The organism is Paenibacillus sp. 1_12 (genome assembly GCF_900114475.1).
Lineage (GTDB): Bacteria > Bacillota > Bacilli > Paenibacillales > NBRC-103111 > Paenibacillus_S.
This window is the reverse complement of the sequence record NZ_FOTE01000001.1, coordinates 662,115-677,991: the sequence shown is the minus strand read 5'-3', so window position 1 is coordinate 677,991 and position 15,877 is coordinate 662,115. Positions and strand designations below refer to the sequence as shown.

The following is a 15,877-nucleotide window of genomic DNA, read 5'->3' as shown; positions in this document are numbered from 1 at the left end:
GGCTTGTTGACATTCCCATACTGAAATCTTATACTGTACAAAAGTATGTTGCCTCATTTCAAAGCATTCCTGATGGTTAGCAAATGAGGGTACAGGCAATGACAGGAACAAGTAAACGAGAGTGATATCTTTCAGAAAGCCGGTGGCTGCTGTGAACCGGTAGATAGCTTGCGTTGAATGGATCCTTGAGCTGACGGCTGAACGACTCGGACGGAAAACCTGTGTGATGCGGGTGTGCCATACGGAGTCCAACGCTGGTCCGGGCACTTCCCGTTACAGAAGATAAAGGCTTGATGACGAGACGAATGTGATTCTTTGGTCGTTCATCAGCGAAATAGGGTGGCACCACGGTTTTCCGTCCCTGACAATGGGGCTTTTTTGCGTTTCAGGAATATGTGTTGAATCAGGCAGTTCATGGAGGAGGAAATCAAATGAAACGTGTATTATCGGGTATGCAGCCCAGCGGTCAATTGACATTGGGCAACTATATTGGGGCTTTGAAAAATTATGTGACACTACAGCACACTCACGATTGTTACTTTATGGTAGTAGATTTGCATGCAATTACGGTCCCTCAGGAGCCGGCAGCGTTAAAGGAGCAAAGTGAATCGGTGACGGCTTTGTATATCGCGGCGGGTATTGATCCGGCGAAGGCCACGGTGTTTATGCAGTCACACGTAAGACAGCACGCTGAGCTGGGCTGGTTGTTTACCACATTAACGTATATGGGTGAGCTGGAGCGGATGACGCAGTTCAAAGACAAATCGGAAGGCAAGGATTCCGTGGGAGCCGGTTTGCTTACGTATCCTTCTCTAATGGCTGCAGACATTCTGCTGTACAATGCGGATTTGGTGCCTGTTGGTGATGATCAGAAGCAGCATTTGGAGCTGACGCGTGATCTGGCCCAGCGCTTTAATCAGCGCTTTGGCGATACGTTCACAATACCAGAGCCGTATATACCTCAAGTAGGAGCACGGATTATGTCACTGGACGATGCATCCAAAAAGATGAGTAAAAGCAGTCCGAACGCGGGCAGTTTTATTACTCTATTGGATTCGCCTGATGTGATTCGCAAAAAAATCAGCCGAGCGGTTACCGACTCCGGCCGTGAAGTGAAATTTGATCCTCAGGCCAAGCCAGAGGTCAGTAATTTAATGAGTATTTATGCGAATTGCTCTGATCTGACAATAGCCGAGATTGAAGCGATGTATGAGGGGCAGGGCTACGGTCCCTTCAAAAAAGAGTTGGCTGAGCGTGTAGTTGCTTTGTTGGAGCCTCTGCAGCAGCGTTACCGCGAAATTCGCGAATCCGGCGAGCTGTATGATATTCTTCGACAAGGCTCAGACCGGGCGGCTGAGCAGGCTGAGAAAGTATTACGAGTCGCCAAAGAAAAAATGGGATTTCTTGTACTCTAAGTAATTTGCGCAGGTGCGCTATGCATAGCAAGCTCAAAAAAGAAAACGAAATGGTGCTGAAGTTCAGCCGCCATTTCGTTTTCTTAATTTGGCCTTCACAATAAAGCCAAAACCGATAAATCCGAGTGAGAGGATGGAGAACAATCCTACAAGCCAGAGGTTACCTGTACTCATAGCGTAGCTGATTGCAGTTAGTAGCAGGGTGCCGATTACAGCAAAAACGAGTGCCAAGCCTTTGTTCATGGTTAAAATTCCGCCTCTTTTATGAATATTTGAAAATCTAAAAACATTTTTCAGCAGGTGCGTATACTTTTTATTAGAAATCACATAATAAGTTTGCAAGCTTGCAAATACATCAAAGCTATTCATTCAGATTTGAGAGGAGTGCTGATTATCATGGCACAAGGACAATCCCGTAACAGTAATGTATTGGTGGTACCGCAGGCATCTTCTGCACTGGAGCAATTAAAGTATGAGGTTGCGCAAGAGTTGGGTATCCAAATTCCTCAGGATGGCTACTACGGTTACATGGCAACTCGTGATACAGGCGCTATTGGTGGCCATATTACTCGCCGTCTGGTACAAATTGCAGAGCAATCTTTGGCAGGCGGACAATCTCGCTCATAGTCAGTATCTCATTTCAATAGAAGCTCAAGGATCTTGTATCCTTGGGCTTTTTATCGTTTCTTGAGAAGTTGTGAGCCGAGACATCATAACGAAAGGGCTGCCGCAGCAGCCCAGAAGTCATAAAGTCCTGGTGAGAGTAACATACAGAAGTAGCTAAGAACAAGAAATCAGGTGTTAACCCGCAGCTTCTTCTCCAGGCGTGTATCGTTGACCCAACCGACATAGGAATCAATCGGCTTCAGTTCATTGTCCAACAGCAATACAGCGACGAAGGGGTACTGCTTGCGGTGACGGTAGCGGACATCGGCCCATCGTACTTCGTAGCCCCAGTCATGACTGCGCAAATCTGAGCAGGCGAACGAAGTGAAGTATAAAAACGCGGCGATGTCACTATGCTGCCTGGATGCTTCAACAGCTGGATGTGAGGTGCAGGAAACTTCATCGATCCATTTGATCCGATTGTTTTTGTATTCGCCTAGTACATACCGTCCATCGGACTTTGTTTTGACTATCTGCCAAAAATTGAGGTTAAAGGATGGAATCAACATGTACCGATCGCCTATTTCGTAAATAGGATCCTTGTGAAACAGATTGGATTCCAAACGATGATGCCACCACGATCTCCATATATAATACACTGCTAGACACGCATATAAAATAGGAAAAATTTTCTCAGGCGCTGCGAGTTGGACAGCCCACATTAAAATCGCTACGATGTGAGAGAAGAAAATGAAAGGATCAAATATATGGATAATGTTCCAAGCGATCCATTTTTCCGTAAATGGCCTGAATGCCTGCGTCCCATATGTATTGAATAAATCTGTAAATACATGAAAAGCAACAGCGATGAATACCCAAAGGGCAACATGTGCTAAGGGCAAGCCATTGAATATACGCATCAACACCAGCGTAATAAGAGCCGTCCAAATGAGCACAGCAGGGATGGAGTGTGAGCGTCCGCGGTGGTTTTTGATGTAAGCGGCATTGCTCTTGAAACGCAAAAGCGTGTCCATATCGGGTGCTTGCGACCCGACTACAGTCCCAATAAGAATGGCTGTGGAAAGCATAGGATTAGCCGCTACAACAGGATCAATATGAGCCAATCCGGCCAACCCGAATCCGATCACTAGATGTGTTCCACTATCCATGGGGTTTTCCTCCTATGAGTGTTCCTTCAGGAACACTGACTTCGTAAGCATAAGCTTGAGTTTTGCGTAGGCAAAACTGACTTCGAGTGTTCCTTCAGGAACACTGACTTCGTAAGCACAATTTCATTTTAGTGTATCATTTTTTACTTTAAAATAAAGCTATAGAGGTGAAAAAAATGTCTAAAGTATTTGTTGAATATCACATATTACCCCAACATAGGTCAGTTTATTCACATTGGATTCAAATTGTCAGTGACAAATGCCCTGAGCTGGAGCTGCTCGAGGGTGTGGACCAGCCGGGCTTGTTTATCGAGGTTTGGAGTGGGTGGTCACGTGAAACCTATTTGCAAATGAAGCAAATGAGAAGGAGTGGCACGAATTCATTGGCAGGGTCGGAGAACGAGGCGATAGCCCGATATCGCGCGATTGAATGGCAATCGATGGATCCTTGGATTCAAGGGGGTGTTTCCAAAATAAATATTTGGCATTTTGAAAAAGTTAGATAGTCCATAATATGAGATCAATAAATCCATGGTAACTTTATATTAATCGCGGTAATCTTACTATAGTCAATTAATGGATCGGTTAAAGTAGCTGATAATGGTGGGAACTCGCGGGGGGATACAGATGGAGAGAACAAGTATTTTTTGGAATCATATTAAGAATTATCGGTGGTCCTACCTGATTGGATTTGCATTATTGTCCATTTCAAGCTTGCTGCAATTGTTAATACCTGTGCTTTTGGGGCAATTTACGGATAAGCTGCAGAGCTCGCTTTTAAATGTCCAAGAAACGATTCAATTTGCTGTCTGGATGGTCGTGATTGGACTTGGAATTGCCTTCTTTCGTTCAACGAGCCGTATTTATTTGTTCCGTTTATCCCGAATGCTGGAGACACGTGTCCGTGGTGATTTGTTCAAGCATTGGGAAAAGCTGTCGGCACAGTATTTTAATAATCAGCGAATCGGCGACCTGATGTCACATGCTATCAGTGATGTCGGCGTGATTCGTGAGGTAACGATGCAGGGATACTTTAATATTATGGAAGCGATTTTGCTGATTGTTGTCTCGGTTGTTGCTATGGTTACGACAGTTAATCCTTGGTTGACACTGGTAACGATGCTTCCTTTGCCGCTGCTTAGTATTCTCGCTTATCGGTTTAATGGCCGCATTCAAAAGCAATCAGCGGATATGCAAAGCGCGATCTCCGATTTGACGAGTCGTGTTCAGGAGTTTACAGCAGGTATCCGAGTCGTCAAGGCTTATGTCCAAGAAAGGGAGGAGCATAAACTGTTTGAAAAGGATAATGAACACGCTGTCAAAATGAACCGTGTTTTTGTCCGGACGAACTCTTTATTTGGCTCCTTGAGTACGGGTATTGTTGGCTTTAGCTTTCTGGTATCGGTCGTAATGGGTGGAGTGATGGTGCTCAATCATGTGATTACGCTCGGTCAATTCGTAGCCTTCAACACCTATCTTTCACTGCTGATGGGACCTATTGAGAATTTAGGCAAGGTCGTGAACCTGATGCAGCGGGGTAAAGCTTCGGAAATCCGCATCATGGAGATTTTTAATACACAGCCGCAGGTTATTGATGATATGGTTGCTAATCAAGAGATTCAGCATATAGAAGGTGAAATTGAATTTCGTAATTTGACCTTTGCTTATCCAGAGGAAGAAGACCGACCAATGCTGAAAAATATATCATTAAAGGTGCCCAAAGGAAGCAGTCTCGCCATCGTAGGCCGAGTCGGAAGCGGTAAAAGTACGCTTACCAATTTATTAGTCAGATTGCATAATCCACCTGTGGGGACCTTGTTCATAGATGGCCATGACATTCATGAAATTCCATTAACAACGCTTCGCGGACAGATCGGTATTGTACCGCAGGATCAATTCCTGTTTTCCTCGACAATTCGCGATAATATCGGATTTGACCCCAAACCGTACACGGACGAGCAGGTTGTGGAAGCGTCCAAGATAGCTCAAGTATATGAGAATATTGTGGAGTTTCCGGATCAGTTTGATACGACCCTTGGGGAGCGTGGCGTTTCGCTGTCAGGAGGACAGCGTCAGCGGGTGAGTATCGCTAGGGCGATTATTAAAAAACCGTCGATCCTCATATTCGATGACAGCTTGTCGGCCGTCGATACGATCACAGAGGATCTGATCCTAGAAGGCTTGAAATCAGTGATGAACAAACGGACAACGATTATTATCGGACACCGGATATCGTCGGTACAGGGAGCTGATCAGATTGTCGTCATGGATGATGGGAAAATAGTTGAGCGGGGTACGCATGAGCAGTTGCTCCGTCGCAATGGACTATATGCGGATTTACATCATAAGCAGCAGCTTGATCAGGAAGCAGAACGTCAAGATGGACAGGATATTGAACGGCTGCAAGCCGCCATACAGGAAGGGGCCAGCCTATGAATATCCATGCAGAGCAAGATCTCAAGAATACGAAGGACAGCCAGCTTTTGTCCAGACTGATGTCATACGCTAAGCCTTACTGGAAAATGATTGTGTTTTGTATCATACTTGCTTTTTTGATTGTCGTCTCCGATTTGGCAAGGCCTTACTTGATGAAAATAGCGATTGATGGACATATTAATGGTTTAAATAAGCCGATGATATCCATGGAAAGTTCACAAGGGCAGCAACTGCAGGTATTCGATACTGTCACGACATGGAACGGGCGGGATTATGTAAGAATGGAGCCTTCAGCGGTTGAAGCAGGAAGCTTCCCGCAGGGGGCAGCGAAGGCTCAGATTGTAAGTGTGGACAATAAGGATTATATGATTGAGGGGTGGAAGACGACCCAAGAGAGTGAAGTCAAGCTTCTTCCTGATGATGGAAGCGGTAAAGTCAAGGTTTCGGCCGAAAACCAAATCCACGAAGCGGTTCTGCTCGATGAAGCTACGATGGGGTTGTTCCGCAAGCAGGATTATATCGGCTTTGCCAAAATAGGAGTTTTGTTTTTGCTCACGGTCACTGCTGCGGCTTTGCTCAGCTATTTGCAAAGCAACCTGCTCCAGTATACGGGCCAGCGAATTATTTTTAATATCCGCGATATGCTGTTCAAGCATTTGAGCCGGATGTCGATGTCCTATTTTGACCGGAATCCAGTGGGTCGGCTTGTAGTAAGGGTTACTCAGGATACGGAGGCATTAAACCAGCTTTACTCACAGGTTATCGTAAATCTGATTAAAGATGTTATTACATTGCTCGGAATTGTCTTGATTATGATGCAGATGAGCATGAAGCTGGCGATGCTTTCCTTTGCCGTCATACCTGTGCTGGCTGTTATGACTTTCTGGTTCCGTCGTATGATGAGGGAAGCGCAGCGAACAAGCCGGGTCATTTTGTCCAGACTGAATTCATTTCTGGCGGAGAACCTGTCCGGTATCCGCATTACCCAGCTGTTTATCCGTGAGGAGCGGCAAGGGGAGCAGTTCGATAAACATAATAATGATTACTATCGTGCGGGTATGCGCGGAACGGTAATTAACTCCATATTTCAGCCCACCATTGGGTTTATGGGCAACTTATCGATCGCCCTGCTTCTATGGTACGGAGGCGGCAGCGTGATCGACGGCAGTATTACGTTTGGTATCGTGTATGCTTTTACACATTATGTCCGACAGTTCTTCCAGCCGCTGTTAAGTCTCGCCGAGAAATACAACCAAATCCAGACCGCTATGGTAGGTGCGGAGCGGATCTTCGAGATGCTGGATGAAAAACCATCCATCGTTGATGCCGTGAAACCTACTAGCTTGCCGACATCGGTACGCGGTGAAATTACGTTCGAGCATGTATGGTTCGCCTACAATAATGAGGATTGGGTACTGAAAGACGTCAGCTTCACCATTCATCCTGGACAAACAATTGCCTTCGTAGGTGCGACAGGAGCGGGCAAAAGCTCGATAATTCAGCTCATCAATCGTTTCTACGATATTCAAAAGGGCAGCATTCGTCTGGATGGCATTGACATTCGCGATATCCCGTTGGATGAGCTTCGTCATTGTATTAGTATTGTACAGCAGGATGTATTTTTGTTCACCGGAGATATTTCTTCCAACATCCGCTTGAACAATAAGGATATTACAGAAGATCAGGTTGTCCAAGCAGCGAAGATGGTTCATATGGATGATTATATTCGAACTCTGCCTAATGGCTATCAGACGATATTGGGTGAGCGGGGTATCAATCTATCGCTCGGACAGCGGCAGCTGTTATCGTTCGCTCGGGCTATTGCCTTCAAGCCGCAAATTTTGATCCTCGACGAGGCAACCTCCAATATTGATACGGAGACTGAGCTGGTTGTACAGGATGCACTGCATAATATTTCTGCTGGCCGTACAACCGTAATTGTTGCGCACCGATTGTCCACGATTCAGCATGCAGATCAAATTATCGTGATGCATAAGGGTAAGCTGCGGGAAATCGGCAATCATTATCAATTATTGGCGCAGCGTGGCTATTATCACCGTTTGTATGAGCTTCAATTTAAAGAGACCAAGCCTTTGCTGACCGCAAGATAGTGGGTATTAAGTATTGGATACCTTTCCTGAGCAAAACTGTCCGCTGGATACGTTCTTATAATGGACTTTATACAAATACAAAGGAGCTGCTGCTGCAGCTCCTTTGTCATTCTCACTAAATGATATGATTTTATATATGTTCTATGGTCGAAATGTAATTTACATTAATTGGAAGTAATTTGTGTGACCGAAAAATCTTCAAAATGTCCGGTAAAAATTTTGGTATAATCTTGGCTGTCTATGTTGCTTTTATAAAGCTTCATTAGTTGCCCACCGTAGTAAACTCGGAACAGCAAAATTTTGATCTCATTGAGGGAGCTTTTGGTTGTAATATTGTTATTCGCAGCAGCCAATCTTCCAACAACTGCATTATTGAAATTCATCGCATTAATCTGCTGGCTTCGGTGCTCCGAATTAGTCTCGTCTATAGACGATGCCGGATAAATAGCCCAATATCTCGACCACGAGTAGCTGTTCGTATAATGAACCAAATAAACGTTGGTTGCCATTTCCAGAAAAGCCTCGGAATGATCATGATGTCCGATTTGCTTGAATAGCGAAACCGTAGTCTTCACAGCTTCCTCGCGGGCTAACAGCGATTTGAATCCTGCAACCGGGTCACTATTGTAAAAACGGGTTAAATCCGCATCCAGCTTTACCCTGCCATTATCTACGGGATAGAACCAATCAGACTTAATCGGATCAGCCTGCTTTACGGGATGCTGCATGTATTGACGATTGTATGATTTGCATAGCTGAATAAAAAAATCATACACGTCCCGTGGGTGGGCAGTAGGATGTTCTTTTTCGTATTGAACGAGCTGTTCATATATATCCGCTCTGTAATCATAATCTAGTAGTTGAATTTCGTTCTTTTCCGTTTTGGGCGTGAGCATTTTCTTCATCCACTCTTTTCCCTCGTCAGAGTAAGGACTAGGGAGGTCACGCATTTTCTCGTATTTTTCAACGTGAACGTCTTCTATATGACTAATCTGGGTTGGGGTCATCTCTGTTAGGGATTGTGCAGAGGCAGTGAGCTGAAGCTGTGGGGCTAAACTAATGAGACCGGCTATCAGGATGGCATAAATTTTTTTTGAGGTCATAAAGCTTCTCCTATTCCAAATAAAATTATCCATATAATGGTATCATATATTGCATGTTTATTTCTACTTTTCACAGCTGATCAGTTTCTTTTATCACCTAAAAAAGAGGTGGGCGAATATCCGGTTACCTTTTTGAACACCCGGTTAAAGTAAGCCTGATCGCAAAATCCCGTATGATCGGCTATTTCTCTAATAGACATTGAGGTATAGAACATAAGGTCCTTGGATTTATCGATACGAACATGATGTAAATATTCAATAGGTGAAAATCCGGTAACTTCTTTGAAAATATTAGTAATATAAGTGGGAGTTCTCTCCAGGTATTCGGAAATATCAAGCAGTTTAATCGGTTCTTGATAATGCTCTAATATGTATTTTTTTATATTTTCTACTAACTTTATTTTTTTTGACGGGAATTGTTCATGATTGAGATCATGATTCATAATACTTAACATTTCCAAAAGTATGGAGAAGCAAAGAGAGGATTGAAAGGAACTTTTCATCATCCAATGATGGCTTAATAAGGAGAATCTTTGTTTAAAGTAATCTGCACTATGAATTTTTGTTTTTGAATAATCCTTGCACCCAAGAAGAGGAAGCAGATGCTCGGAGCCTGTGCTGCTAAAATGGGTAGCGTACCGCTGATGAGTGGAAGAATGTTCAGAAAATCCGCCTCGTATGGATCCGACAGGTATAAGCAATGCATCTCCTCCCTCTAAGCAAACGGTTTCATTATTAACCCAGTATGAGATCTTGCCATAGGTGATAAACACCAAAACATTATATTGTGATTCCGCACGATCCATGTGCCAATTTTCAAGAGTGAGCTCGTAACAAGAATGCAGTTTAAGCATGGGCCCCTCCCCGCCATTGTCATGAATTTGATTTTCTTTCATAACCATATTCTTCATCATCGACTGCAATCCTTTTCATTATCATTGAATCGTTCAAAAGAACATTGATCTGTTAATAGCAAATCACAGAGGGATATTCTAAAATTGACGTATATCCATATATGAAGCGCTTACAACGCTTTGGGGGGAATTCGATGTGATATTGAGACCATATTGGCAGTCAAGAACAAGGTTCGTTGTAACGATTAGCTGTTTGTTGGCCGTTCTGACAAGCGGATGTTCAGCAAACAACAATACGATGCAAGAAGGAAGTGGAAGTGGAAGTGGAAGTGGTACAACTCCAAATAAAAGCAATGAAGCTTCTGCTAACACAGGCAAACCGCTCCCGATCCAAATATTTGGTGGACTGTACAATGAGATGCCGGATATGAATAATGCTTTTTGGACGGAATATCAAAAAAGGTTAAATGTAAAGATTGATGCGAATTGGGTTCCTTCCGGGGACGTAATCACGAAACTTGATCTGATTCTGGCTTCCGGTGATATTCCCGAGGTGATCGCTTATCCGAATCAGGGGTTAACTGCATCTATGATCAATGCCATCCGAAGCGGGGCCTTTTGGGATCTGACTCCGTTTCTAGGGGATATGAGCCAATATCCGAACCTCAAAAACAACACGCCTCCCAACTGGACCAAATATTTATCTATTGATGGCAAAATTTATGGCTTACCACGTTCAAGGTCCCTGATTGACAGCTCCGTCAATATTCGGAAGGATTGGCTGGATAAGCTGGGTCTGGCTGTCCCGACCACTATTGATGAGTATCGGAATGCGTTGAAGTTGATGGCTAATGGGGACCCGGACGGCAACGGTAAAAAGGATACGATGGGTTTGGTCGGAACCAATGAGGGTGTTAGTACGTTTGAGGCTGCTTTTGGCGCATTATCGCCGAACTATGATAGTGATGGGGGACTCATATGGCATGAGTTGACTAATCAATATACAGATATGGTGGATTGGTTTAGACAGCTATATCAGGAAGGCAGCATGCCCAAGGAATACATGGCGATGAAAAGAACACAGATGGAGGAAGCAATTTCGACTGGAAGAGCGGCAACTTACATGCGAAGCACCAGATACCACTATGATTTTGAAGTGCAGGCCAAAAAAGTTCAGCCTGATGCGAAAATCATCGCGCTGCCTCCTTTAAAGGGTCCAGGTGGTTATGCAGTCGAGTTATCTACTGGCGTGAACGGAGGCATCTTCATATCTAAGAAAGTACCTGAGGATAAATTAAAGCAAATGCTCAAATATTTTGACGCAACGGCTTCTCAGGAGCTTACGGATTTTGCCTACAGCGGTATTGAGGGAGTCCACTACAACGTAGTCAACGGACTAAAGGTGCCGACAGAGCTTTCTTTGAAAGAGGTCAACACAACAAGCCTGGGAGCGGCCGTACTGGCCTATGTGAAATGGGGAAAAGTCGATAACCCCGGAGCCCCTAAGGAATATGTAGAACAAAAAAGAAAAGAAGTAGCGGATTATGAAAAGGTAGGGATCTATAATATTTTCACCTGGCTGGTTTCTGATACGTGGCTCAAAACATGGACGAAATATTCTGCGGAATGGACGGCCATGATGACCAAGGCGATTGTCGGGCAAATCTCCATGGATGAGTACAAGGCCTATGTAAACAAGCTAAATAATCTTCCGGAATTCAAACAGGCCTATAAGGAATTTGCTAAAGCTTTCAGCTTTTATAAATAACTATAATAACTCAGGAGGTATTCATGGAAACATCATGCTTGCAATACAGCTTAACCGAGGAAGAACGTCGCCATTTTAATGAAACAGGTTATTTGATTGTGGAAAATGCGCTTTCCCCAGAGCAGGTAGAAGCCTTGACGGTGGAGGTAGACCGGATTAGCGAGCTTAAATACAACGAAGGTCATGATACGAAAAAAGCTTTATTTTATACAGATTTCGTAAAGGACCACCAGTTGTTCCTCGATCTGGTCACGTATGAAAAAACACTTCCGAAGGTATGGGGCCTTCTGGGTTGGAATATTTACATGTATCATACGCATATGATTGTCACGCCTCCATCAGGGCAGGAACAGAGTGACCGGACCTTTGGCTGGCATCAGGATAGCGGCCGAGTGAATATGGAAATGGAGTCTCATCCGCGTCCACGGCTTTCCTTAAAAGTAGCTTATTTCTTGTCAGATTTGTCCGAAGCGGGTCGAGGCAATTTCTGGATCGTACCCAACAGTCATCTGATGGACACGATGCCTCTATCCGAGGATAAGATAGGTCAGCCTGAGGGAGCCATTCCGGTTTGCGTAAAACCGGGAACAGCCGTATTTTTTGATCGCCGGTTGTGGCATGCGGCCAGTACGAACTGGTCTGATGTGACCCGGAAGGTGCTTTTCTACGGTTACGGATATCGGTGGATTCGCAGAAAAGACGATATGACGATGGACGGTTTGTTGGAAAAATCCGATCCGATCGCTCGTCAGATGCTTGGGGACGGTTTAAACTGCAACGGATATTATACACCTACGGATGGAGACGTTCCTTTAAAAATTTGGTTGGAAAAGCAGGGCTTGACCGTATAGCGGGAGACAAAAAGAATGTAAAAAGCGATTTAGGCTGCCGGTATATTTCTCCGGCCGCCTATTTTCGTTCAACTCATAGAGTGTGTTTCAAAAGGATAGTGGAGGAGTAAGGGGGGCAATGAAAAATGTCCAAAAGAAAAATGCGAATTCGTGGAACCGTATTTTGGAAAACCACCGGAATCGTGATGCTGGTTACCTGTATTCCCTTGATTATTGTGGGTGTGATCTTATTTTATCTAGGCACGGATGTGATTGGAACCGAGGTAACCAAAGCTCACAAATCGCATTTGGATCAATCGATCCAGCAAATGGATGATTATTTAACGGCACTCGAAAAGTTTGTTGTTAGAATCTCACTGGATCCAAGCTTCGATCCATCGCTAAACCAAATGGATTTGGCCTGGGAATTTGAGAAAACTAATGATCTGATTAAATCTCTTTCCTTGATGAAGGAGTCCAATTCTTTGATCAGCAGCGTAACCTTATATTTGCGTGAGGCTGATAAGTTGATAAGTGATGAGTCAGGGATTCGGTCTATTCAAACGGAATCGGACCGCAAGCTCTTTAATTCGCTTCTGGACAAAGACCAAAACATTTATTTGCATTACTCTTTAAAACAAATTAATAAGCCTGATTCTTCCTATAAAACGGTGGTAGTCAAGCTCCCTGGTGGCAGGCTAAACGATTCCTTCGGCGCCTTTCTTATTTATCTCGATCAAAACAAGCTGAATTCGATGGTTCAAAAGCTGGCTACAGGAAAAGGAATCTCATTTCTTATCAATGAAAACGATCAGGACTTAACGACATTTCTCTCGAATGAGTCTAATGACCAGCTGCCCTTTAAGCAAGCTTTAGTCAAACACATGAATGAAAAACATCAAGGTGAAAGCACCTTTAAAATGGAATGGGAGCAGCAGTCGTATTCGGTATCCTATGGAAGCATCGCCAAATTAGGTGGAAAGTGGACTGTTATATCCGCTACACCCGATTCGCAAATCGCTGCGCCGGTAACCTTTATTTCGCGGCTTATTATTTTAATTAGCGTTGTTTGTTTGGTGATCGGATTATTAATGTCATGGTTCGCTTCCCATAAAATATATGCCCCCATTTTGAGAGTGAAAAATATATTTGAGTCAGGCAAACAAGAGAAAGACGATGAAAAAGATGAAATCGTATATATCGAAAATCAATGGAGACGGCATCTGGATGAGCAGGAGGCTCTTCAGCTGCGAATGAAGCAATCGATACCTATGCTGCGTGACAGCTTTTTGCTTCAGTTTTTGCAGGGCAATCTATATTTTCACAGTGAGCTTGAAATCATAGACCAGCTTGGCCGTTTGGAGTGGGATGTTCAAAATCAACATTGTGCTTTTCTGGTGGCACAGCTGCACGGCATCAATGATCGAGGTGGGATGTATTCGGACAGAGATACACAGCTGCTTACCTTTGCCGCTTCCAACATCTTATTAGAGCTGTGTTCCCAAAACACGAAGATGGTGCACGTGATCAATTTTCAGGACTTATCGGTAGGAGCTTTTTTCATAACAGAGGAAAATGACAATCGGGAGCAGCTTCATCAGGAATTGAACAAACAAGGCTCTGCGTTCATATCCACGGTCAACAACGTTATACGAATGAAAGCAACGGTTGTCATTAGCCAAATCACAGAGTCCATTATGGAAGCGCCTAAGCTGCTTGAGCAATCACGCAAAGCGCTGAGGTTTCGTGACTTGGACAACTCGAATCAAATTTTGGACATGAATCACTTTTTGATCCATAACCATCATCATAAAATGAAATATTCTTTTGAGCTGGAAAGAGGAATTGTACATGCGATAAGCAGCGGGCTAGAGGATGAAGCAATGGATTTGATCAAGCAGTTTTTGACGGCCTTGGTGGAGCAAAGCAATGGAACGGAGGTTATCGTACATCAAGGAATGATGAAGCTGCTGGGTACTATCCAGGATCTGATTATTCGCTATGACATGAATCTATATGATATTTACGATGGTGTTCATTTGTATGAGCAGCTTATGCATATCCATGAACCTAATGAAATGCTGCACTGGTTTCAACATAAGCTGATTCATCCGTTTGTCAAAACATTATCAATCACGTATGACGCCAACCTGCGAACGAAAATTGAACAGCTTTTGTCCGAATTGAAGGATCAATATTTATCCAATATTTCTTTGGATGCTTGCGCGGAAAAGCTAGAGATGAGCCCTTCCAGGCTGAGCAAGGTATTTAAACAATTCACAGGGGAGAACTTTATCGATTACATCGTCAGGCTCAAGCTGGAGCATTGTAAGGAACTGCTTATCCATTCCGATCTAAAAATTAATGAAATTTCTGATGTGCTGAGCTACCAGCCCTCGTATTTAATCCGGATTTTCAAAAAGAGTGAAAAAATGACCCCCGGGCAGTATCGCGAGAAATATACCAGCAGCATTTAAGCGGCAAATAAGCAGTTTATGTGCAAGTCAAAAAAGTATTATGCAAGGAAATTCACTTGTTATATAAGCTAATCTTCATCTGAATAGCAGTTGAAAAGGTTACTATTGCCGGAAATGAAGCTGCTCGGTAAAGTTGCAGATGAGCAGAGCTGGATGAGGAGGAACTTATGGATGGCGTCAATTTCTAGAGTTTGGCACGGAATCAAACGAGACCGGTTTCTATACCTGATCATGGGTCCGGGCATTATATTTTTCCTTGTTTTTAAATATATCCCGATGTGGGGGATTATCATCGCTTTTCAGGACTATTCTCCATATATGGGTGTACTGCATAGCCAATGGGTGGGATGGATGCATTTTGAACGTTTATTCATGAACCCTGATTTTTTCATTCTTTTTCGCAATACGATGATGATCAGTTTATTGAATTTGTGCTTTTTTTTTCCTATTCCTATTGCTTTAGCCTTGTTATTAAGTGAAATTCGTCATCCTGTTTTTAAACAAGTCGTACAATCGATTGTTTATTTACCTCACTTTTTATCATGGGTAGTTGTGGTTGGAATCACCTTTCTCTTATTTTCCCAATCATCCGGTATCGTTAATATGCTGTTGGCGTATATGGGGTTTTCCAAATTTGACTTCTTGTCGAATGCAAATATTTTTTGGGGCATGCTGACTGCGCAAAACATTTGGAAAGAAACGGGCTGGGGCACGATTATTTTTCTGGCTGCCATAGCGGGCATAGACCCTCAGCTGTATGAAGCAGCCAAAATAGATGGGGCTAATCGACTCCGTCAATCGTGGCATATCACGCTTCCCGCTATCCGCAGCGTCATTATAGTTCTGTTCATCCTTCGGATCGGTCAAATTATGGATGTTGGCTTTGAACAAGTATTTCTTATGATGAATGGAGCGGTTTCCGAGGTGGCCGATGTGTTTGAAACTTATGTTTATCGAGTCGGTATTCAAAGCGGTCAGTTCAGCTACAGTACAGCAGTCGGCTTGTTTAAATCGTTTGTCGGCTTGTTCCTGGTCATTCTTGTCAATCGGCTTGCCAAGCAATTCGGAGAAGAAGGCGTTTATTAACATGGCATGGGTCAGGGAGGCT

At 43.7% G+C, this 15,877-nt stretch carries 13 protein-coding genes and 1 other annotated feature; of the genes, 9 read left to right on the top strand and 4 right to left on the bottom strand.

The window, feature by feature from the left end; genetic code table 11:
• Positions 1–89: 89 nt before the first annotated feature.
• Positions 90–366, top strand: a binding site (T-box leader).
• A 65-nt stretch (positions 367–431) separates the two neighbouring features.
• Complete coding sequence (gene trpS, locus BM210_RS02985) at positions 432–1,415, top strand: tryptophan--tRNA ligase (protein WP_091164246.1); 984 nt, start codon at positions 432–434, stop codon at positions 1,413–1,415.
• Positions 1,416–1,478: 63 nt separating this feature from the next.
• Here trpS and BM210_RS02980 read toward each other — a convergent pair whose 3' ends face one another.
• A complete protein-coding gene (locus BM210_RS02980) occupies positions 1,479–1,658 on the bottom strand; it encodes a DUF5325 family protein (protein WP_091164721.1) in 180 nt (59 codons plus the stop codon).
• 153 nt (positions 1,659–1,811) lie between these two features.
• Here BM210_RS02980 and BM210_RS02975 point away from each other — a divergent pair, with 153 nt between their 5' ends.
• On the top strand, positions 1,812–2,042 hold the full coding sequence (locus tag BM210_RS02975) for an alpha/beta-type small acid-soluble spore protein (RefSeq protein WP_076236572.1): 231 nt from the start codon (positions 1,812–1,814) through the stop codon (positions 2,040–2,042).
• Between the two features lie 167 nt (positions 2,043–2,209).
• Here the strand turns inward: BM210_RS02975 and BM210_RS02970 are convergent, their stop codons facing one another.
• The gene (locus BM210_RS02970; protein ID WP_091164244.1) at positions 2,210–3,190 is read right to left on the bottom strand and encodes a metal-dependent hydrolase; all 981 of its coding nucleotides are present in this window, start codon (positions 3,188–3,190) and stop codon (positions 2,210–2,212) included.
• Positions 3,191–3,366: 176 nt separating this feature from the next.
• Here BM210_RS02970 and BM210_RS02965 point away from each other — a divergent pair, with 176 nt between their 5' ends.
• The 3 genes from BM210_RS02965 to BM210_RS02955 all read left to right on the top strand — a co-directional run bounded on the left by BM210_RS02965 (position 3,367) and on the right by BM210_RS02955 (position 7,737).
• Positions 3,367–3,696, top strand: a complete 330-nt coding sequence (locus BM210_RS02965; RefSeq protein WP_091164242.1) for a hypothetical protein — start codon at positions 3,367–3,369, stop codon at positions 3,694–3,696.
• A 121-nt stretch (positions 3,697–3,817) separates the two neighbouring features.
• Positions 3,818–5,626, top strand: a complete 1,809-nt coding sequence (locus BM210_RS02960) for an ABC transporter ATP-binding protein (protein ID WP_091164240.1) — start codon at positions 3,818–3,820, stop codon at positions 5,624–5,626.
• On the top strand, positions 5,623–7,737 hold the full coding sequence (locus tag BM210_RS02955) for an ABC transporter ATP-binding protein (protein ID WP_091164238.1): 2,115 nt from the start codon (positions 5,623–5,625) through the stop codon (positions 7,735–7,737). Before BM210_RS02960 ends, BM210_RS02955 begins: the two co-directional genes overlap by 4 nt.
• A 164-nt stretch (positions 7,738–7,901) precedes the next feature.
• On the opposite strand, the gene BM210_RS02950 is transcribed toward BM210_RS02955, so the two are convergent.
• Together BM210_RS02950 and BM210_RS02945 are read right to left on the bottom strand one after the other, a co-directional pair.
• A complete protein-coding gene (locus tag BM210_RS02950) occupies positions 7,902–8,840 on the bottom strand; it encodes a hypothetical protein (protein WP_091164236.1) in 939 nt (312 codons plus the stop codon).
• Between the two features lie 80 nt (positions 8,841–8,920).
• Positions 8,921–9,754 (bottom strand): helix-turn-helix domain-containing protein, encoded by an 834-nt coding sequence (locus BM210_RS02945; protein WP_091164235.1) that lies wholly within the window; start codon positions 9,752–9,754, stop codon positions 8,921–8,923.
• Positions 9,755–9,890: 136 nt separating this feature from the next.
• On the opposite strand from BM210_RS02945, the gene BM210_RS02940 reads away from it, so the two are divergent.
• From BM210_RS02940 to BM210_RS02925, 4 genes are all read left to right on the top strand, one after another.
• Positions 9,891–11,462 (top strand): extracellular solute-binding protein, encoded by a 1,572-nt coding sequence (locus BM210_RS02940; protein ID WP_256223211.1) that lies wholly within the window; start codon positions 9,891–9,893, stop codon positions 11,460–11,462.
• Between the two features lie 23 nt (positions 11,463–11,485).
• The gene (locus BM210_RS02935; protein WP_091164234.1) at positions 11,486–12,313 is read left to right on the top strand and encodes a phytanoyl-CoA dioxygenase family protein; all 828 of its coding nucleotides are present in this window, start codon (positions 11,486–11,488) and stop codon (positions 12,311–12,313) included.
• Between the two features lie 125 nt (positions 12,314–12,438).
• Positions 12,439–14,769: a response regulator transcription factor gene (locus BM210_RS02930; RefSeq protein ID WP_091164232.1), complete on the top strand. Its 2,331-nt coding sequence runs from the start codon at positions 12,439–12,441 to the stop codon at positions 14,767–14,769.
• A 171-nt stretch (positions 14,770–14,940) separates the two neighbouring features.
• Positions 14,941–15,855, top strand: coding sequence for an ABC transporter permease (locus BM210_RS02925; RefSeq protein WP_256223210.1), 915 nt, complete (start codon positions 14,941–14,943; stop codon positions 15,853–15,855).
• Positions 15,856–15,877 lie beyond the last annotated feature (22 nt).